Raw genomic sequence first — 20,738 nt, forward strand, 5'->3', positions numbered from 1 at the left:
CATCTATTGTTTAATATTTGCATTTATCTGTTGAAGAAATCTTTCGTCTATCATGCCACTTAAATACTGTAGTTGAACTTCAGATAACAGATATTTATACCTGGATTGTTGATATTCCTTGAATGTTTGAAAGTAGTCTTTTTGTGCGTTAACTAGATTCACACTGTTCCGAATACCAACTTGATAGCCAAGTTTATCTGAGTCAACTTTGGTTTTTGCGGATTTTAAGGCTGCTTTTTGCGCCTGCACAAAGCTTACCCCATTTGCGACGTTCCAGTATGCATTCCGAATATTCTGATCTGTTTGACGCTGAACGCTGGTTAATTGTTCCTGCGATGATTCAAATATTGCCGCAGCTTGTCTAGTTTTTGCGTTTACTTCACCACCTGAATAAATTGGTACACTTAACTGTAAGCCAACGTAGCCAACAGTATAGCTCGAAATAGGGCTTCCGGCAACATTTATTATTGATTGCAATTGATTGCTGGTTGCATTTGTATTATCTATAGAACCAGTATCTTGATACATGTATTGTGCTAGAAGATTTATTGTTGGCAAGTGACCTGATCTGGCAATACTAATATCCTGTTTTGCCATGACTAGTTGTTTATTGGCTATTTTTACGTTTAAATTGCCACTTTCTGCCATTTGTGCCCAGAGGTTTGAATCTTGTGGAACTGGTAATTTCAGCTCAATATCAGTTTGCAATGGTTGAATCAAATCTGGGTTAAGCCCGGTGAGATTGCGAAAAATATTTTTCTTGTAAATTAAATTGTTTTCATCCTGAAGCTCCTGTGCCATAGAGGCATCATATGCTGCTTGAGCATCATTAACATCAACCACAGGTACGGTGCCAACCTGAAATGCTTCTTTTGCTTGAATTAATTGTTGCTCTAATGCTTTTGCCGTCATCTGAGTCGCTAATAAAACATCTTCTGCATAAAGAACATCAAAATAAGCTTGGGCAACATCAACCATTAATTGTTGTCGGGCATTTTCTAACTGTAACGTTGATAATTGGGCAGAAAATTTACTGCGTGTATATGTAGAAAATTTACTAAAATCAAAGACAACTTGATTTAATTGTGCTCCGTATATTGGTTGATGGTAGAAAGCGTACATCCCTGCACCTGAGACATAGTTTTCACTTAAAGTAACATTTGCATTTACTTGTGGTAATATTGCCGCACGCGAAATATTTGGGTTTTCTTGTCCAGCGTCATTAGTTGCAACAGCTTTTAAATAGTCTGCATTAAAAACCAAAGCCTTCTGATATGCTTCAAATAAGTCAACAGCATATGTCGTAAAGATTGGAGAAAAATAGAGAATACTTAGTAGAAGTTTTTTTTTCATAGCTGTATATTATACCCTGTTTTAAGCATCTTATCTGCGCAAAATGTATGAATAATACTTGAGGCTGCTAGTGCTTGCTGCTTAATGCTATAATACTATTAAAAATAATAATTAAAGCCATAATGGTAACCTTGGTGCGAATAAATTAATCAGTTTAAATCTGTTTATATTTGTAACCTTTATTATTTACTCAAAGAGGCAGAATAATGTATGATGACTTATTAATGTTTGTGAAACTTGTTGCTTTAGGTAGCTTTAGCCAGACCGCAAAGGACTATAATACTTCTCAGCCTACGATAACAAGGAGAATACAGGCATTAGAGCAGGCCTTAGGTATGCAGTTGTTAAAGCGTAACACTCGAAATATTGAATTAACTGTTGCCGGGCATAAGTTATATGAAAGTGTTAGAGGTTATAAATTTTCAATTGATAATATAATCAGAAATTTACGTACTAGTGAAGGAAATTTGAAAGAGCGAATCCGGATTGCCTTGCCACCAGCGATGTCTTTTTATGTAATTTCCCCTTATATTGGTGAATTTATGGCAAAAAATCCCGATATTTCCTTAGATATTATCTATCAACGTTCAGCAGTTGATTTGGTAACTCAAAATCTTGATTTGGCAGTTAATGCTAATCCACCAACTTCACAAGTAGTAAAAATAAAGTTACTTCATAAAGCGCATTTTCAGCTTTATGCGAGCAAGGACTACGTGAAGCGTTATGGGTTACCAAAATCAATGGCAGAGTTAGCTTCGCACACGGTTATAGGTATGATAAATAGCGATGACACTGTCACAAAAGTTTTATATGCCAATCATATAAAAACAGGTGAACAGATTGCGCTTGATAATCATAGCTGTAGAATTCTTAGTAATGAAGGGCTTAATATCCACCAGATTGTAAATAGTGGTTATGCGATTGGCGGATTATGGGATACATTACTATTAAATGATACCGCCAGTCAAGGGTTAGTAAAAGTTTTTCCAGAGTATACCTTTAGTGAAATTCCATATTTTCTGATTCGGGATGCCGAAAATAAATCTGCAAATTTAGAGGCTTTAATTAAATTTATTGAAGAGTGCTTTGAGCGGATAAAGCCTAAAGATTAATTTTAACGGAATGCCCAGAACTTACTGATTAAAAAGCTGATAAATGGTGTGATAAACGTTGGAATCACGCCATATTCTGGAGCTAACATGAATATCTTAGTTAGGATCCGGACTCCACCAACATTTATACACATGCCAATTATTGATGTAATCATAAATTTGGTAAATTCACGTTTCGAAAAGCGATGCTTTTTAAAAGTATATTTAATATGCCCATAGTAGGCGATAAACATTCCCACTGCACTTCCTAAAATCATTGAAACAGAAGGAAAGACGTGGAAATAACGGTGTAAAATCCAATAAGCAAAATCTTGAAAAAAGAGAGCTGTAAGTCCGACAATCCCATATATCGCAATTTCTCGAATGTGTTTACGTTTTATTTTTTTCACGTGTTGGTGTATCATAAGCGTGGGAAACCTTTTTTGGCAAAAACTTGTAAGAGTGAGATAGCTGCAGGCGTAATTCCTGAGATTCGTGATGCCTGTCCTAATGTTTCCGGCTGATGATGTTTGAGTTTTTGTACAACTTCTGCGGAAAGCCCACTTATTTTATCATAATCAACATTAGAAGGAATCTTTTGTTGGTCAAGCTGGAGGTTTTTACCTACCTCATCATTCTGGCGGGCGATATAGCCTGCATATTTTATCTGGATTGCTACTTGTTCAGTTATGCGAGTATCATTGCATTCTAGTGGAATAAACCCCGGTAGCTTTGATAAATCTTGATAGTCAAATTCTGGACGTTTTAGCATATCATGCATTGAGTATTCTCTATCAATCCGTTTGCCGAATAATGCTTCATATTCGGTACCATTAATGTTTTCAGGATAAACAAAAATTTTCTTTAATCGCTCAGTTTCTTTTCCGATAGTTTCTTGTTTATAGCAAAAGGTATTCCATTGCTGATCTGTGATTACTCCGAGTTTTCGTCCGATTTCTGTTAACCGGAAATCAGCATTGTCTTCACGTAGCTGTAAGCGGTATTCAGCACGTGAAGTAAACATACGATATGGTTCGTTAACTCCTTTGGTTATCAAATCATCAACTAAAACCCCAAGATAAGCTTCATTTCGCATTGGACACCAGCTTTCTTGTTCTTTCACCATTAGCCCTGCATTTATACCTGCCAATAAGCCTTGTGCCGCCGCTTCTTCATATCCGGTAGTACCATTTATTTGCCCAGCAAAAAATAATCCAGAAATGAGCTTTGATTCAAGGCTTGATTTTAGATATGTTGGATTGAAGTAATCATATTCAATTGCATAACCAGGTCTTAATATATGTGCATTTTCGAGTCCATTCATTGAGCGAACCAGTTTTAGTTGAATATCAAACGGTAACGATGTTGAAATACCATTAGGGTAGTATTCGTTGGTAGTTAACCCTTCTGGTTCAAGAAAGATCTGATGCGATTCCTTATCCGCAAAACGGTTTACTTTATCTTCTATTGATGGGCAATAACGTGGACCAACACCTTCAATTACACCAGTAAACATTGGTGAGCGATCAAAGCCACTACGAATGATTTCATGTGTTTGTGGGTTGGTGTGAGTAATCCAGCACGGAATCTGCTTTGGATGCATCTCCTGATTACCTAGAAAAGAAAATATGGGCGTGGGTGTATCTCCTGGCTGTTCTTCAAGTTTGCTAAAATCAATGGTTCTGCCATCAATCCGCGGTGGAGTTCCTGTTTTTAGTCTTCCAACAGGCAGTTCATAATCACGTAACCGTTCTGACAAGCGTACTGCAGCCGGATCGCCAGCTCTTCCTCCAGTATAGTTCTGAAGCCCGATATGAATTCGCCCACCAAGGAAAGTTCCTGAAGTTAATACTACTGCTTTGGACTTGAAAATGATTCCGCTCTGGGTCATAATACCAGTTATCTGATCTTTTTCGATCAATAAATCATCGACTGCTTGTTGGAATAAGGTCAGATTTGCTTGATTTTCAAGAGTACTTCTTACATATGCCTTATATAGTATTCGGTCAGCTTGAGCGCGAGTTGCTCGGACAGCGGGTCCCTTGCTTGAATTTAATATTCTAAATTGGATTCCGGCATGGTCTGTGGCGATGGCCATTACACCACCCAAGGCATCAACTTCTTTTACCAGATGTCCTTTACCTATTCCACCAATTGATGGGTTACATGACATTTGACCAAGGGTTTCAATATTGTGTGTAATGAGAAGAGTCTCTAAGCCCATCCTGCTGGTTGCTAGAGCAGCCTCAGTTCCAGCATGTCCTCCGCCAACCACAATTATGTCAAACTGTTTATCAAAAATCATCTGAAGTACAACTCGTAACAAAAAATATTAGCTCGTGATTATAGCATATTGAGATTTTTGATTATTATCTCTAATCTGGAGCCGTTTTAGCTAAGAGCTTTTATGGTTTAATGGTGGCGAAAACGGTTGGAAAGCATGAAGTATTGGCTATTTGATTAATAAACTGCGCTATTATGTAGTAAAACGCAACAGCGAGTTTTTGTTGTGTAATATACTAATTTGATTCAATTTATTTATTTAAATTTAAAAAAATATTTATGAAGTGTCAGTAGATTTGATGGCTAGACTTGGTTTTAAGTCAGTGATTATTTTATAATATCGTCAGAGGAAACGGCAATTGTAGTTTTTGGCTATTATTGTCAAGTCACAGCAAGGGATGTGGCAAACAAAGCAAAAATGAATGGTTGTCTAATTGTATAAATTAGTCTGAACAAAATACAAAAAGGAAATAGAATTATGAAAAAAATTTTAGGCGCGATATTAGGTTTGGCTTCTTTTGCTGCTTTCGCAGGTAACGCTGATAATGCAGTTTACCTTACTGGTAACATTGGTATGAATACTTCATACAGCAGCAGCACTGGTGCATCTAACGGTACAGTAGGTCAAAGTGGTGGTTATTTCCTTGGTGCTAACTTCGGTGTGAACGTTAATCGTTACCTTGGTCTTGAAGTTGGTTACACTAATGCATGGATTAACTATGGTGGTGCTACTCCAGCTGGTTCTAGCGTTCCATTTGGTGTTGCTCAATATGGTTTGACTGATTTTGCTGTACGTGGTACTATTCCTCTAGGTGAAACTTTTGATCTTTATGGTCGTATTGGTATCGCTGGTTATGATAATAATCCTAGCGGAACTGCAATCTCTGTTCAAAACTTAGGCGCTTTATATGGTATGGGTGCTGAGTGGAATTTGTCTAAACAGTGGGCTCTTTCTCTTGAATATTGGGGCGCTACTGGTAGCACTGCTTTCTCTAGCGGAAACATTCAAGGTGGTGTTAAATTCGGTTTCTAATAAACCAGGTTTATTTTATAAAAAGATCACTTCTCCTTCAGAGTGGTCTTTTTTCATTTTATGTCTTAAAACATATATTAAACTAAAATTATGATTGTTTTTTTATAGCTTTAGAATGTAGGTGGTGGGATTATTTATCAGGGTAGGTAATAACTTTTAGTTATTGTTATTTTTTTGTGTTTTTGGCTTACTACTATTAATACCCTTGCCATCATTATTGAAAGAGTTTTCTTCGGGAAATTCAGAGCTTGAGGCTAATCTTGAATTAACCGTTGGACTGTTAATTTCATCTGCTTGTATATCATAGGCATACCCACCTAATAAACTAAGCATCATAATAAATCTTTTCATCTTCTATATATCTTTTTACAATTATCTAATTCGTAATTCTATCATAGCAGATTATTAATTGCAAATACGCAGATTAATAAGAAATTTAAATTAAAACTATCGCCCTAAAAGTCAGCATTTGGGTGTTCTTTGGGTTTTTTAGGAAGATAATTTGCAACTCACGATAAGGGGAAATGATTTATTGAAACCTGTCTTTATCTACAAATTAAGCTATAATAACTTGCTGTATTTGTATCAATTTTTTGGTAAGCGATAATATTTATCATATTGTTATGGATCAATGTTTCTTTTGATGTGCATTGGCTTGATATTAATCGGGTTAATCCTGAATTTCTGAATTTAAGAAGAAAGAGTGTATGAGAAAAAAGATATCTGCAATTTTTTGGGATATGGATGGAACACTTGTCGATAGTGAAGCTCTTCATAATGAATCTTCAGAGTATGCTACAAAAATGATTGTTAGCAAGTATCCATTAGTTGTTAGCTCAATTAGGATTGACCCAACTGGTTTAAGTAATGAAACTGTATTTTCATTGCTTTTTGAAACTGAGGAACAAAAGGTTGAATCACATATATTTAAAGAGTGGGAACAATTGGCGGTTAATTATGTAATTGAACGAATCACCACTGATCATGGCATCGCTCAGTCATTGAAGTTATTTGAGTATTTTCATCAGAAAGGTATTTCCCAAAGTATAGTGAGTAATTCTCCTAGTAAATTGGTAGAACATACGGTTAGTACCCTAAAAATCAGAGATAAATGTCGTTACTTATTTAGTCGTGATAGCGTTCAATATGGAAAACCAGATCCATCTTTATATCTGAATGCAATTCGATTGCATGAGGTTGACTCAGATAAAGCCCTTGCATTTGAGGATAGCGGTTCTGGAATAACGGCAGCTAGGGCTGCTGGATTAAATATCGTTGGAATAGGGGAACCAAGTAGTAAGCATAATCCTGATCATACCTGTTTATTAACTCAAAATGATTGGCTTATAAATCTCGAAAAACACTACTTTTTTTAGAGGGGTAAAGAATGCATAAAAAATTGGCCGTATTATTTGGCTTTATTCCATGGGTGGTATTTTCAGAGTTATATGCATCAACGACAAAAGAAATAATTGAGGCATCTTTGGCTGCATTAGCAACGATGGTTATTCTTGACTGGCATCAATTAAAAAAAGGATTTTGGTTACCATTAGCTTCAGCGATTTATTTTATCTTGGTTGCATTAAATGGTATTTTTGATTTTTTCCCTTGGGCTATAACTCATCCGGCAGCCGTGATTAATCTTGCATTGGCTATAATAGTCTGGTTGTCTTTAATTATGAAACGTCCCTTTACATTGCAGTATGCTAGGGAAGAAGTTGAGGTCGCTTTTTGGAAAAGTCCGTTATTTATTAAAACCAATTATTATCTGACTCTTATGTGGGCAATAATGATGACAGTTTCTGCATTGCCCTCCGTATTTATCCCCGAGAAAATTTATGCTAATTCGTGGTTTTGGGGTATGTTTTCAATACAGCTTGTCTTGGATTGGCTTTCTTCCTTAATAAAAAAATGCAGGGCTGGATTATGGGCTGGAATTTTTGGTCCAATGTCCGTAAATTACCCCCAGTTAATTCTCCGTATTTGGAAGGTGGGCATAAGCCAGTACTTGATGAGGTTGAACTTCATGATCCTCAGGTGATAGGAGAAATTCCTACACAGTTAAATGGTCAATATTTACGTAATGGACCAAACCCATACTTTACTCCATATACTTATACTTATCCAATTGATGGTGATGGTATGATACATCGAATTAGCATTAAAGATGGCAAAGTTAGCTATAAGAATGCATTTGTCAAGACGAATGGGTTACAAGCAGAATTGAAGGCTGGTAAAGCACTTTATGGTGGCATTGCATTACCGATCCCTCCTGATCCCAAATATGTAAAAACTGATGAGACAGGTAAAAGTAGTGCTAGCATTCATATAGTAAAGTGGGGCAATAATTTACTTGCTTTGTATGAGACAACGCCAGCATACCTTTTAGATAATAACCTTGCAACTATCGGCGAATTCCAGCCCGATGGTAGAGATTCGCCATTTAATGTGAATGCGCATCACCGGGTAGACCCTAAGACCGGGCAAATTTATATGTTTATTTACAATACTTATGGAGTTCCTCTGACGCTCTATGAGTTTAATCAAGATTACCAGCTAATAAAATCGGTCGATGTTGAGAAGCCTCAGAATACCATGATTCATGATTTTCTAATTACTGAAAACTATATCATTATCTTTGATATGCCAGCAATTTTTAATGTTGCGGGGAATGATGGTTCCGAGCCGTTCTTTGCCTTTTATCCAGATAAGTCAGTAACTATTATTTTAGTTAAGCGCAGTGATTATTCTATCTCCAGAATAGAAAACATTCCAAGTTTCTTTGTTTATCACTTTGTTAATGCCTATGAGGAAGATAATAAGATCATCTTTGATATGGTGTTACATAAGAAATTAAATTTAAATCCAGCATTAAATGAAAATAACATACCACCAGCATTATATCGTGGAAGTATTGATCTTGAAACTTTACACTATCAGCATAAATGTTTGTGTGATAGTCTGATAGTTGAATTTCCTAGTTATAATCTTGATTATTGTGCACAAAAGTATCAGTTTGCTTATCTGGTTGCTAAGAAACCTGATAATGCAGGTGGATTTAATTTGCTGATAAAATATGATCTGGTTAATAATAAGTTTATCTATACGGATTTTGGAGCTGATACTGAGATTGGCGAGGCAACGTTTGTCACCGCGAGAGATAGCTCGAATGATGAAGATGATGGTTATTTGGTATTATTTGTTTATTGTAAATCTAGCGATTGTAGTGATTTCGTAGTTTTAAATGCAAAAAATATGCAGGAAATTGCTAGAGTTAAATTGCCACGGAGAGTACCACATGGTTTGCATGGTAGCTGGATAGCTGCAAAATAGATTATTCTACTTGAATTTTTATTGGAGAAAATTATGTCAAAGAAATTGGTGTTTTATACAAATCCAAGGTCTCGAGGTCGGATTGTCCGCTGGATGCTTGAAGAATTGGGTATTAATTATGAAACTAAGGTGATTGAGTATGGTGCTGCAATGAAGTCTCCAGAATACCTTGCTATTAATCCAATGGGTAAAGTCCCGGCTATTCAGTATGGAGAAGAGGTTGTAACCGAAAGTGCTGCAATATGTACTTATCTAGCGGAAACCTTTCCTGATGCAGGTTTGGCACCGCTACCTGAAGAGAAGGGGAATTATTATCGCTGGTTATTTTTTGCGGCTGGTCCACTGGAGCAAGCTACTGCATTAAAAGGATTGGATATCAATATCCCTGCTGAAAAACAAGGAATGCTTGGCTTTGGGAATTTTGAGATTACCCTAAATGCTCTTTCTAAGGCACTTATGGATAACCCATATATAGCTGGTAACAGATTCACTGCTGCTGATGTTTATGTCGGGTTAAGTATTGGATGGGGAATGCAATTTGGCATGATAGAGAAACGTTCAGAATTTGTAGAGTATTGGGAGCGAATCAGTCAACGTCCGGCTTATTTACGTGCACAAAAACTTGATGATGAATTAATACCGAAGGCATAACTCATTCACACTATTTAGAGTTATTTGCCTGCATATAAATTTTTGTAAACATTATTACCATATCGAGTATAGTTATCAAAGAATCCGGTGTACCATTGGTTTAATGAGACACCGATTTTTTCTGACGCTACTATATCTTCTGGGGAGTTAATGCCACCACTACGAATAACGTGAAATTCTTGCTGCGGCTTAATTCTCCTAACTTCATTTACCGCCGTTGCACATAAAGTTAGGGAGTTATTACCTAAGACTTTACCGCTTACTCCACCACCAAACGTTTGGGTAAAATAATCAAATAATTTACGATCATCTAAATCAATCCAGTGTCTTAAATCCACATAGTTTGTTGATGTATTTCCAAGATTTATCCCATCAAAACCTAAATTGATTGCACTATGAATGATTTCGACTAAGGCATTCTCATCAATATCATTCGAGATTTTCAAAATAATCGGTAATTTACGCTGTCTTTTTTGTAGGAAAGCAATACTAATTTGCTCTATTCTGGGAATTATATTTCCGCCGCCAGCTTTTATATTTGGACAGCTTTCATTTAATTCAAGAAAATCAATTTGTGGGTTGTCATGATAAAGCCAGAGACTATTTATTAAATGCTCGATTCCTTCGCTTTCAGCGTAATCTGGTGAACGCATTACGCTCCAACCAATTGGACAATCAGCGAGCTTACTCTCTGTGATGATTTTTTTATGTAGTTTATCATCACCGAGATTAGGTAATCCAAGCCAGTTGATTGCTGCACCAGATTTTGGCAGGCTAATAAATGGTAAGTCAATGCCATTCTTACTATTACCATTTCGAGGGTTAGCTGTCGATGTACCACCGATGTAGAATCCAGCACCTAATTTGGCAACTGTGTCGTAACCTTCACCGTTTTTAAACATGCCTGCCGAATTACCTAATGGTGTGCGAAATTTAATTCCCCATAATGTTTTGCTTAACCGATTATTCTCGGAGAATGTATCGGTTTGTATAAATTTCTGTTTACTAAATTGTTGCATAAAAAACAAACGTCCGCGCGAAGCAATTTTGATTTGCTGGGATACAGGTAATTTGGATAATATAGGTAATAAACAGTGATAGAATCGGGAATAATAATACGCGGGCAGATTAAACAAGGGTTTTTCCATAGTATATGTTGTAAATTTACACGTATGTTAAAAAATAATTATAGTTCAATATTAAACAGTTACATGTTATAAATTTTTTGAATTAAATAAATATAAATTTACATAAAATAATCAATAATTTAACTAAGTTGCTTCAATTATTATACAATATGTTTATCAATAAGTTTCAAATTTACATAAAATAACATTGTCAATTTGGAATTTATCTACTCAAAGTCCTGAAGTAAATGGCATGGAGGTTATCATGCTTGAACAGACAATTAAGCTTTTTCTCGAAAATTTTCCGATCATAATGTATATTTCCGCTATTGTATTGTCATTATTCAGTGGTGGGCAAACCCATAAGCGCTTGTTTACACTAATGCTTTTTATGGCAGTAGGATTATCTGGGGTTTGGGGCTTTATTATGCATGCTTTTTTCCCGGCCATTGCCTCACAGCAGATTGGTTGGCAGGCTAATTCCTTTGAATTTGAAGTTGGGCTTGCTAATCTTGCATTAGGGGTTACAGGAATAATTGCGGCATTTGCCTCTTGGAGTTATCGTGCTGCAGTCACTACTGCTACAGCTATTTTCTTATGGGGCGCAGCATTTGGGCATATTAGGCAAATTATTCTCTTGCACAATTATAACCCGGGAAATGCTGGCACAATTCTAATTAGCGATATTCTGATACCATTAACGTTACTGGTTTTATTAGCTTTAAATTATACTCAGGTAAGAAAAGATTTAATTTATTTTAGCTAATCCTTCCAGTAGGATACGGGTAACATTGATTCCTGTATCACGAAAGATTTGCTGGGCTCCTGTTGGGCTGGTTATATTTATTTCAGTCAGGCATTTGCCAATTACATCTATTCCCACAAAAGAGATATTGTGTGCCGATAACCATTTTGCAACTGGCATAGCTATTTCATAGTCACTTTCGACAAGTCGGTGTACTTCTCCTCTGCCACCAACAGCCAGATTGCCGCGAATTTGACCATTTTGAGGTATCCGGTATAGACAGTAATCAATGATTTTTCCATTAACGATAAATATTCGTTTGTCTCCGAGTACTACTTCGGGGATAAATTTCTGCACCATTATGCTTTGAGAGTAGTAGTCAGTAAGGTTTTCTAAAATTGCTGCCTGATTGGGATCTTCTGGACTAATTTTAAATACGCCCCGTCCTGCCATCATATCTATTGGTTTTGCAACACAATTACCATATTTGGCAATGAAGTCAAAAATAACTTTTTTATCTCTACTAACTAGTGTTGGAGTGATCAACTCCGGAAAGTTAAGGATAGCTAGTTTTTCATTGAAATTACGCAGACATGCAGCAGGATTTACCACTTTAACACCAGCTTTTTCTGCAAATTCAAGTATTTGGGTTAGGTAATAATATTCCATATCAAATGGTGGGTCATTGCGTACCATGATAATATCGAAGTTCTGTAAATTCACATGCTCATTAGCCTCAATTACATTTACCCAGTCTAATGTGCTGTGAATTAAACTTGTACCATGATTTATTTCTAAGGTTCTGACGCTTGCATAGGGCTTATTATTTTCCAGAAATAATTCTTTCGGTTGACAATTATAAATTTCATAGCCAAGATCTTTTGCCGTTAACATGAGGAGATAGGTTGTATCACCATTGATATTAAACTTGTCTATTGGGTCGGAAATGATAAGTAGTTTTGGCATATTATTAATCAATTTAAAATTATATTAATACAGAAGTCCATTTTATTCTGTATTTTATGGTTATTGGAAAGTTGTATTATAGCGCAAAAGCTCTGATTGATTCAAAACATAAATCAATGCTCAGGTTGAATGTATTAAATTATGCTAAAATATCGGCAATAGTCTATTAATTTTGTAAGGTATTTAAAATGGGGTTCAAAGTAACAATTACTCCCAGCAATATTGAGTTTAATGCAGAAGCAGAGGATTTTATTTTAGATGCAGCATTGGCGGCTAAGGTTAATTTTCCACATGGCTGTAAAAATGGTGCGTGTGCTGCATGTAAATGCAAAATAACTAGTGGCGAAATAAGTCTAGCTGAATATAATAAAGCAGTATTGACCGATGAAGAAATTGCTGAAGGTTATACTTTATTATGTAAGTCTCATGCAGAAAGCGATATTATTATAGATCTGCCTGGGTTTGTTAATGGCTTTCCAATCCGTACCTTGCCTGCAAAAATTGAAGCTATTGATAAAATTGGTACCGTTGCGATTTTAAAATTAAAGCTACCAGCTAATCAGCAGTTTAATTTTTATGCCGGACAATACATTGATATTATGTATAACGGTAAAAACCGCAGCTATTCTTTGGCTAATAGCCCAAGCGAATCTGGGGGCGTAGAATTGCACATTCGGTTTCGCCCAGGTGGGGCATTCTCCGAAGCTGTATGGAATGAGTTAAAAGTCGGGCAGATATTGCGTTTCACCGGACCTCTAGGCAGCTTTACACTGAAAAATAGCGACAAGAAAATAATGATGGTCTGTACTGGTACTGGCTTTGCTCCGATAAAATCAATTTTGGAGTATATGGTAGCTACTAACAATCAACGACCGATAGAGTTGATTTGGGGTAATTATACAGCTGAAGATTTTTATCATACTGAATTCCTTGAAAAGTGGGCAAAAGAATTGAACTTCACAGCTAAACTATGTATAAATGAAGGTAATCATTCTGAATATTATACTGGTATGGTTACAGATTATATTGTGGAGAATTTTACAGATCTTAGTGACTATGAAATATACGCCTGCGGAAATGTTGCGATGATAGAAAATCTTTATGTTGTTGCCCGCTCACAATTGCAATTGGGTAAGACAGATTTCTATTCTGATGCTTTTACGCCTTCTCCTGACAGTATTTGACTTTAATATTAGTATATGATACGTTTATTTGTTGTTATAATTTCTTCGCTTGGTATTTTAGTTGCCTGTGGTTATAAAGGACCATTGTATTTACCTAAGAAAAATAATAATCCGCCATCGGCAGCTACTTCGGTTCCAATAAAAGCTGAATCTACCCCAGCAGTGGCTGAATCAGCAATTAATAACAAAAATAAAGAATCATGATGTGGACTAGAAATAATAAACCCGGTAAAGTTTTACCGGGTTTATTATTATCTTCTAGCTTGGTATTGTCTTATTTTTGTTTTTGGGCTAAGTATAGAAAAGTTCCCGTTACGCCAAATAATACCAGAACCACTGAGCCATAGATGGCTGCATAAATTAAATCACTCATGATTGCTTTCCTCTTATATTATTACAGAATTATACTTTAAACCTGAGCTAAATGCAATAATCTATACGTCTGTTTATCATGGTTGCTTCAGATATGAAAGGGAATTTTTCCTGCCTAAGTATAAAAGAATACGTTATAAAAGAAGTCTGGTAGTTCCCCTTTGGCTTTATCTATCATAAAAATTTTCATATGTGCAAAATTACACAAATATATGTGTGACATTGGTTATTTACACACAGGTGTTGGTTTAGTAAAATATCGGTGTAAGCAAAAAATAAATTTTAACTCAAGGGGTTTCATATGAAAAAATTCGCACAAATCACGATTCTTCTTACTTCAGTTTTAACTTTAGTTGCATGTAATAATAATGTTGGTAACCAAGGATTTAATCAGCAAAACCATCCAATGACAACAGATACAATAGCTGCTGTTGAATCTACGCCAGCAACACCAACTCCGGTCGTACCTGCCGGATTTGAAACTGATGCAGCGAGCTGTACTGCTAATGGTGGTAAATTGTTAGTTGGTGTAGTTACTGATACTCCATGGTATGAAAGTAGTAATGATATTATGCAGGGTGTAGAGTTATCACATACCCATATACTGGTACTGCCATTAGCTGAGGCTGGTAGTAAAAGTCTTTATGATATTGCAGCTGATAATGTCTTTGCTACAGGCTATGACCAGGCACAGCCATTGCAGGAAGTACCAAATCCGCTAAATACATTAACCCCGGGAACTACAATAGAAGCTTGTGGGATTACCTACACTCAGACACCGAATGCCCAATCTCCAGCTAGTCAGGGAATTCACTTTGTACATATCAATAATAATCCAATTGTACCGGGTAAAACTGATAATGGCTGGTTAAAAATAGTAAATAATAATGGTACGCTAAGCGATAATTTGGAAGCAAATCCTGAATATCTTTATCTTTGGAATTAATAGCTTACGCTATGATGATTATTGCTCTTTAGAGAATATTTGCCCGATTGTATGATCGGGCTTTTGCGTATAAACTAGGTGAAAGTATTATTTAAATAGGTATTTGTTATACCTTTATAATCCGATTATTTGTTTAAAAGCGATTGCCTGATATTGATCCGACGATGAAAAACCACTACAATTGGATAGTGTTTGGTCAATATTCACGTCACAAATATAAATACTGGGATACAAATTGTTTTTATTTGTTATTATGTATGCGTGATTATTGTTGAAGACAATATTTATTGGCGTATAGAGATTACTTACTGCCGTTTTACATGCATTTAAAGAACCATCTCCCAGAATCTGGCAAGAGGTTATCTTTCCTTCTCCCGTTGAATTATTAACTATACTTGTATAATAGAGGTAGTTATTATAAATAGAAATACCTGTGGACTGATTAAGATTGCTTAGGAGATTTGCGCACTGGATTAAATTTCCATTAGTGTTGATTTGACATTTTGAAATTGAACCAGTGTTAGTATATGATGAACGCGTATATGGACTACTAATATATGCGTTGTTTTCTACGGTGGTGATATTCCATGGGAAATTGAACCCGGTGGCAGTGGTAGAACATTCTTCTAAAGAAGCAGTTAATTTATTTACTCTACATTTTGAAATATAGCCACTGTTTAAAGAAGTAGTGCTATTATTTATATTGGTAATATAAGCATAGTTATAATCTTTAGTAAAGGCTAGCCCATGTGGCCAGTTAAATCCATTGGCAACGGTTTCACATCCTGAGAGTGTATGCATTGGCCCATTCGTATTGCATCGTGAAACGGAATTTATCAACAAACTGCCGCTATTAGCAGAATTAACTACATATGCATATCCATTGATAAAGGTAATTGCGGTTGGTAAATCAAAAAAAGTACTCCAATTATATTCATTAGTAAAGCTTCCATCTGAGTTCATTTTTGTTGTTGTAGCCCTACCATTTGATGAAATCATATATGAATATGTAGCCATCGATGGTGGTGTTGGACTAGGCGTCGGCGAGACTGGGCTCGGTACTGGTGCGGGTGCAGGGGTAGGAACCGGAGTTGGTGTAGGTGATGGGTTTGGAGTTGGTGCTGGAGCCGAACTTTGGTTATTACTACCGCCATTACAAGCTAGTAGTATTATAGTTGAAATTGTGGTTATGTATAGGAATCGAGTATTCATAATTTTCTTCTCTTATTATTTGTCTTATAATTGGTACAGATATTATTTTACACCATTTTAATGGTTAATAACATTTTAAATATAATTGTATTCACCATTTTAGTGTTTTGATATTGATTGATAATATGGTTACATTTATTAGCTATATAATATCTCTCAAGAAATATAATAATGGCTGATGATATAAGTGTTAAATTAGGGCAATTTATAAAATTAACTAGGATGAAGAAAAGCATTACTCAGGAAGAGTTAGCTTGGCGTTGTCAGATTAATGTTAATACTTTGGGTAGAATCGAGCGTGCAGAAATTGATTTAAAATTTTCGACCTTGAATAAACTATTGAAAGAACTCCAGCTTACATTTTCAGACTTAGAATTCCTATCATGAATCTTTTAATCTGGTTTTTTATCAAATAGAAGTTCTTGCAAATCTGTAGCTAAGTGGTTTTTCAATTGACTATGATTTAACGGCTGAATTTTGTTTCTTAACAATTTTAAACTTATTGAGTTGTATTTATCATATATCTGAGTAATCTTTGACGCTGCTGTTTCCGGCTTATTAAAATCAATAAGACGAATTAGATTATCAATAATTTTTTCTTTTTGAGTAAAGTTAATCTCTGAATCAATTTTTTTTGCAAAATTAAAATAAAGATTATAAAAATGTTCTAATAATTCTGAATTATCACTTAAATCTTTAGAAATTTCGTCAAACAGCTTCAATAAATTATCAAAATATTTTTCATTATTTTTTATATTATTTTTGAGCCAAGCTAAGAGGTTATCATATTTATATGAATCTTTCAACCTATCTCTAATCATCTTTTTTATTAATTCAATATCAGAAGGTGATGAGTTAATTAAATATCTTAAAATTAAAGTATTGAGTACTACATAGCCTAAACAAGATTTCTGTGGAATTTTAAATTTTGATTTATCTTGATAGTAGGCTATATAATTTGTTAGATTTTCTGTGAAGTCTTTTTCTGTTATGTTTTGATTACTATTTTTCTCTGTTTGGTTTGCATTTATTATGATTTTATTTATCATAAGATCATTTAGCTCCTCTTCAAGTATAAAGTAATGCTCAATAAAATCAAGTAAATTGCCTTTATCTTTAGACTCAAACAGCTCTTTGATAATAGTAACAGCTTTCAAAGACAGCTGTGCTGCATCTTGATCTTCTGCTATTTTGTACAACATTCTGTTGCTAAAGTCTTTTAAAGAAAGTCTTCATTACCAAATTTGTCAGTAATAAGGGTTTTACTAACTAGTCCAAAATCAAAAATGGTCAGCATGTCATTAAATAATTCATCAATTCTTTCCTGTGTATATTTATTAACGTAGGCTTCCTGTTTTTCAGATTTTTCATTTCCTTGTAACTCATTATTTGAATTAGGAAAATTTAATTGCGCAATTAAATCATGAATACTATTCTTTGGATAAGGTGAAATATAATTGTTATTTTGAATAGTTTCTATTTTTTTAGATTTTTTTATTTCCAGATATACGCATCCTAATTTAGCAAGCATATCCAAATAATGAGGGTTTTTGATATATAAATAAAATAATTCAGTATAATATCCATCTTTACCAAAGAGATGTTTGACGTATTTAGGGCGATACTCTTCTGCAAAAGATTTTTCATTCCACCATTTTAGTCCTTTGATTATGTTATTGATTTGATGTTTAATTATTCTGATATTAGAAGTAATATCATAAATGAATTTTATTCCTGCTTTAATATTATCATTTTTATCATTTGCTTGTAAGATTGCTTCTATTTCTTGATTTTGATCATTACTTAGTATTTCACGAATTATGTCAGGATATATTACATCAAATTTCTTAGAAATATTATAGGTATCACAAATAATCTTTTCCCTCAGACTTGCAAAAGCTTTATTCTCAGCTAATTCATCTTCATTCGCTGTCAAAATAATTTTACATTTTTTATGTTCCTGTAGGTAGAAGATTAAGCTGATTATAGCCTCTACATGGATATTATTTAATTTGACAATCCGTTCAACATCATCAAAAATTATCACTCTGCCAGACCAAATAAAATCTTTCAGGGTAACTGAAGATAGTTTTATTAATAGGGAAATAAGATTTATTTTAAACAAAAATTTTATTAAACTGTTTGGTTGGCTTTCTATAATTATATGTTCAACTAGGTTACGATAGTTTTCAAATTCAGAACAGTTTAGATATACAAAAGGGACTGACTGGGATAATTGGCAATTAATCAGATTTTCTTTAATAAAAGTAGTTTTGCCAGCACCCCATTTACCGTTAAGTAAAACAATACTATTTTTAGATTCAAGAAGTGATTTGTATATAAAGCCTGCTTTTTCATTGTTTAACTGACTTAACCGGATTTTATCTATCAATTTTCTGCTTTGACAATCACGTAGAAAATATAAAGTAGCTAATGTTAGGAATGAGAAAATACCCCAAAAATAAAAAACGTTATTAAATACAGATTTAATTAAGTTTAATAAATCAGTCTTTATTGCTTCATTTGGTGGCGTTGGATTTAAGAAAGTAAATTTGAGGTCATATTTGTAGCTATTAAGGATTGGTGTTGCTTGTTGTATTTTAGTTTTCGCCACCGTTAATTTAGGAGTTGATGATATTATTTTCTGATTATTGCTATTGCTTTCTATCGTTACAGACCAAGCAAAGTTAATGCAAAAAATAAATAGAATGGAGCTTATTCTCTTAATCATAATATATTACCAATAATTACTTGTGGATGTTCATGATATTTGGTTATCTATTTCATTATAACTCATACTAACTTGCTTATAGCGCATTTTTTAATAAAATTCATAAAAATTTAATTTATGAATTATAATACTTGCTTACTAGATCGTGGGAATATGGCATTTCGTAAATTTGCTTTATCATTTCGGTTTATCATCACAACAGGTTACCTCCTCAGTAACCACCGAGATACCGACTACATTTGTTGCGCCCGGTGCAATTACTATCCGTGAGCTTATCCATTTTTCGCCCGGTTTAGGACTAGATAACTCATCATTGCCATAATAGCTGCGTAATACTAGATCATTAATTTTATGCTCTTTAGGAACTTCGATAGTGAGGGTTTCGCCAGTTGAAAATTCAGCATAAATTTTGTTGGTTTCTATTGGGATAATATTCCCAGCAACATCTTTAGTGTAAAATTTTACCTGTTTAGTCATAGTTTCTTAATCCTTTTAGCGCAAATATAATTAGTCGATAGCTTTATTCCGTTTTCCGTAGTTCACTAGTTAGCTGCCCGGCATAACCCCAGTCATCTAGCTCGATCTCCTGTATCACTATATGGATATGTTCCGGCTTCTTACCCAAGACATTAACCAGTGTTTGGCTAAATTCGGCAACAATTTGCTTTTTCTGATCTTTAGTCGCACCTTTGGTTATTTGCAGATTAATGTATGGCATAGTTTTATCCTTAAAAGTTAATATTAGTATCCCAGTTATTAGAGTTACTTATTCTGGTAGTAGCGAGACAACAAACGGGCGATATAATGATTCTGGAATGTACTGAAAATAACCCGCCTCAATAGCTATTTTACTCAATAATTGAGTATTTGCTCCCGGTATATTAAATTTCTCACTTAGCTGATTTGCGATTATTGATGCGATAGTACTTCGACTTAAGCTAAGCGTTTTTGCAATTTGTTCTTGTGAAAGTCCGTTTGCCAGTAAAAACATTATTTCCTGTTCCCGTCTTGACAAATCTTTATGTAGCGGATATTCTTTTGCAAGAGGTTCACTTGCCATTTTAAAAAAGTGCTCCTGAAAACCAAAAAACTTTGATTCATGCGAGAAACTTTGAAGCGCGACTACTTCGCCATTGGGATGAAAAATTGGGGTGTAAATAACGATATGTGATTGGAATGTACTATTATATGGAAGTAAGTCAAAAAATGTGACAACTTGCCGTTCCTGAAAGACTTTTGCCTGTAAATCTAGTATCAGCTGTGCGTATTTGATAATTTCCTGTTGATTCTCGTCGGTGTACTTATCGCCACAAATCTTTCTCGCTAATTCACTTGATTGTTTGTAGCCAAGCCCCACGACTTCTTCCCACTGTGAGAAGCCTAAGCCCTGTGCCGATTTTTGGGTACAAATTACTACTTCTAGATTGTCATTATAAATACATGAATATATCGGCTGTTCAATTAATGGCTTAAACCATGGGATCAAGACATTATTTATATAATCCCGTCTTTCAATGGCGGTTAATTGTTGCATAAATATGCCCCCTCAAATGATTTGTAATACTTTATATTATACTTCAAATTTTTCATTTTAAGCGACTAATTCAGCAAAATCTAAAAATAACCTATTAGTTATCGGTTGTATTCGTCAAGGTGAAGTACCTAGTCAAATTTGACGATACCAGAAAAAATGGCAAACCAATAAAATAAC

General features: G+C 34.7%; 23 protein-coding genes. 11 read left to right on the plus strand and 12 right to left on the minus strand.

What is annotated here, in order from left to right:
* Positions 1-3 precede the first annotated feature (3 nt).
* A complete protein-coding gene (locus CUN60_RS01365) occupies positions 4-1,353 on the minus strand; it encodes a TolC family outer membrane protein (protein ID WP_102950306.1) in 1,350 nt (449 codons plus the stop codon).
* A 206-nt stretch (positions 1,354-1,559) separates the two neighbouring features.
* On the opposite strand from CUN60_RS01365, the gene CUN60_RS01370 reads away from it, so the two are divergent.
* Entirely contained in the window at positions 1,560-2,465 is a 906-nt protein-coding gene (locus tag CUN60_RS01370) for a LysR family transcriptional regulator (RefSeq protein WP_102950307.1), read from the plus strand.
* A 2-nt stretch (positions 2,466-2,467) separates the two neighbouring features.
* Here CUN60_RS01370 and CUN60_RS01375 read toward each other — a convergent pair whose 3' ends face one another.
* A complete protein-coding gene (locus CUN60_RS01375; protein WP_158649234.1) occupies positions 2,468-2,854 on the minus strand; it encodes a GtrA family protein in 387 nt (128 codons plus the stop codon).
* Between the two features lie 11 nt (positions 2,855-2,865).
* Positions 2,866-4,749: a tRNA uridine-5-carboxymethylaminomethyl(34) synthesis enzyme MnmG gene (gene mnmG, locus CUN60_RS01380; protein WP_102950309.1), complete on the minus strand. Its 1,884-nt coding sequence runs from the start codon at positions 4,747-4,749 to the stop codon at positions 2,866-2,868.
* 456 nt (positions 4,750-5,205) lie between these two features.
* Between mnmG and CUN60_RS01385 the strand changes: the two genes are divergently transcribed.
* Positions 5,206-5,760: an outer membrane beta-barrel protein gene (locus CUN60_RS01385; RefSeq protein ID WP_102950310.1), complete on the plus strand. Its 555-nt coding sequence runs from the start codon at positions 5,206-5,208 to the stop codon at positions 5,758-5,760.
* A gap of 156 nt (positions 5,761-5,916) precedes the next feature.
* Here the strand turns inward: CUN60_RS01385 and CUN60_RS01390 are convergent, their stop codons facing one another.
* Entirely contained in the window at positions 5,917-6,111 is a 195-nt protein-coding gene (locus tag CUN60_RS01390; RefSeq protein WP_102950311.1) for a hypothetical protein, read from the minus strand.
* A 356-nt stretch (positions 6,112-6,467) separates the two neighbouring features.
* On the opposite strand from CUN60_RS01390, the gene CUN60_RS01395 reads away from it, so the two are divergent.
* The 4 genes from CUN60_RS01395 to CUN60_RS01405 are packed head-to-tail and all read left to right on the plus strand — an operon-like array spanning position 6,468 to position 9,744.
* Positions 6,468-7,136 carry an HAD family hydrolase gene (locus CUN60_RS01395; protein WP_102950312.1) on the plus strand — a complete coding sequence of 223 codons (669 nt, stop codon included), beginning with the start codon at positions 6,468-6,470 and terminating at the stop codon, positions 7,134-7,136.
* Between the two features lie 11 nt (positions 7,137-7,147).
* The gene (locus CUN60_RS12835) at positions 7,148-7,801 is read left to right on the plus strand and encodes a hypothetical protein (RefSeq protein ID WP_158649235.1); all 654 of its coding nucleotides are present in this window, start codon (positions 7,148-7,150) and stop codon (positions 7,799-7,801) included.
* Positions 7,687-9,093 (plus strand): carotenoid oxygenase family protein, encoded by a 1,407-nt coding sequence (locus tag CUN60_RS01400; RefSeq protein ID WP_158649236.1) that lies wholly within the window; start codon positions 7,687-7,689, stop codon positions 9,091-9,093. The genes CUN60_RS12835 and CUN60_RS01400 overlap by 115 nt, the downstream gene beginning before the upstream one ends.
* 33 nt (positions 9,094-9,126) lie before the next feature.
* Positions 9,127-9,744, plus strand: coding sequence for a glutathione S-transferase family protein (locus tag CUN60_RS01405; protein ID WP_102950314.1), 618 nt, complete (start codon positions 9,127-9,129; stop codon positions 9,742-9,744).
* A gap of 20 nt (positions 9,745-9,764) precedes the next feature.
* Here CUN60_RS01405 and CUN60_RS01410 read toward each other — a convergent pair whose 3' ends face one another.
* Entirely contained in the window at positions 9,765-10,763 is a 999-nt protein-coding gene (locus CUN60_RS01410) for a beta/alpha barrel domain-containing protein (RefSeq protein ID WP_158649237.1), read from the minus strand.
* Between the two features lie 373 nt (positions 10,764-11,136).
* On the opposite strand from CUN60_RS01410, the gene CUN60_RS01415 reads away from it, so the two are divergent.
* Complete coding sequence (locus tag CUN60_RS01415) at positions 11,137-11,637, plus strand: DUF6790 family protein (RefSeq protein WP_102950316.1); 501 nt, start codon at positions 11,137-11,139, stop codon at positions 11,635-11,637.
* Here the strand turns inward: CUN60_RS01415 and gshB are convergent.
* Positions 11,620-12,582, minus strand: a complete 963-nt coding sequence (gene gshB, locus CUN60_RS01420; RefSeq protein WP_102950317.1) for a glutathione synthase — start codon at positions 12,580-12,582, stop codon at positions 11,620-11,622. The genes CUN60_RS01415 and gshB overlap by 18 nt on opposite strands.
* A 188-nt stretch (positions 12,583-12,770) precedes the next feature.
* Between gshB and CUN60_RS01425 the strand changes: the two genes are divergently transcribed.
* The 3 genes from CUN60_RS01425 (at position 12,771) to CUN60_RS01435 (ending at position 15,084) form a co-directional block, all read left to right on the plus strand.
* On the plus strand, positions 12,771-13,766 hold the full coding sequence (locus tag CUN60_RS01425; RefSeq protein ID WP_102950318.1) for an FAD-binding oxidoreductase: 996 nt from the start codon (positions 12,771-12,773) through the stop codon (positions 13,764-13,766).
* Positions 13,767-13,781: 15 nt separating this feature from the next.
* A complete protein-coding gene (lptM, locus tag CUN60_RS01430) occupies positions 13,782-13,970 on the plus strand; it encodes an LPS translocon maturation chaperone LptM (protein ID WP_102950319.1) in 189 nt (62 codons plus the stop codon).
* 469 nt (positions 13,971-14,439) lie between these two features.
* Positions 14,440-15,084, plus strand: coding sequence for a hypothetical protein (locus CUN60_RS01435; protein ID WP_102950320.1), 645 nt, complete (start codon positions 14,440-14,442; stop codon positions 15,082-15,084).
* Positions 15,085-15,198: 114 nt separating this feature from the next.
* On the opposite strand, the gene CUN60_RS12840 is transcribed toward CUN60_RS01435, so the two are convergent.
* Complete coding sequence (locus CUN60_RS12840; protein ID WP_158649238.1) at positions 15,199-16,296, minus strand: YncE family protein; 1,098 nt, start codon at positions 16,294-16,296, stop codon at positions 15,199-15,201.
* A gap of 171 nt (positions 16,297-16,467) precedes the next feature.
* Here CUN60_RS12840 and CUN60_RS01450 point away from each other — a divergent pair, with 171 nt between their 5' ends.
* Positions 16,468-16,683 (plus strand): helix-turn-helix domain-containing protein, encoded by a 216-nt coding sequence (locus tag CUN60_RS01450; RefSeq protein WP_102950322.1) that lies wholly within the window; start codon positions 16,468-16,470, stop codon positions 16,681-16,683.
* 5 nt (positions 16,684-16,688) lie between these two features.
* Here CUN60_RS01450 and CUN60_RS01455 read toward each other — a convergent pair whose 3' ends face one another.
* From CUN60_RS01455 to CUN60_RS01475, 5 genes are all read right to left on the minus strand, one after another.
* A complete protein-coding gene (locus CUN60_RS01455; protein ID WP_102950323.1) occupies positions 16,689-17,498 on the minus strand; it encodes a hypothetical protein in 810 nt (269 codons plus the stop codon).
* A gap of 17 nt (positions 17,499-17,515) precedes the next feature.
* Positions 17,516-19,027 (minus strand): ATP-binding protein, encoded by a 1,512-nt coding sequence (locus CUN60_RS01460; protein WP_102950324.1) that lies wholly within the window; start codon positions 19,025-19,027, stop codon positions 17,516-17,518.
* Between the two features lie 177 nt (positions 19,028-19,204).
* Entirely contained in the window at positions 19,205-19,504 is a 300-nt protein-coding gene (locus tag CUN60_RS01465; protein ID WP_102950325.1) for a hypothetical protein, read from the minus strand.
* Between the two features lie 43 nt (positions 19,505-19,547).
* Positions 19,548-19,745, minus strand: a complete 198-nt coding sequence (locus tag CUN60_RS01470; protein WP_102950326.1) for a tautomerase family protein — start codon at positions 19,743-19,745, stop codon at positions 19,548-19,550.
* A 48-nt stretch (positions 19,746-19,793) separates the two neighbouring features.
* Positions 19,794-20,561: a helix-turn-helix transcriptional regulator gene (locus tag CUN60_RS01475; RefSeq protein ID WP_102950327.1), complete on the minus strand. Its 768-nt coding sequence runs from the start codon at positions 20,559-20,561 to the stop codon at positions 19,794-19,796.
* Between the last annotated feature and the right edge of the window lie 177 nt (positions 20,562-20,738).

The sequence above is a fragment of the Aquella oligotrophica genome, from assembly GCF_002892535.1.
Lineage (GTDB): Bacteria > Pseudomonadota > Gammaproteobacteria > Burkholderiales > UBA11063 > Aquella > Aquella oligotrophica.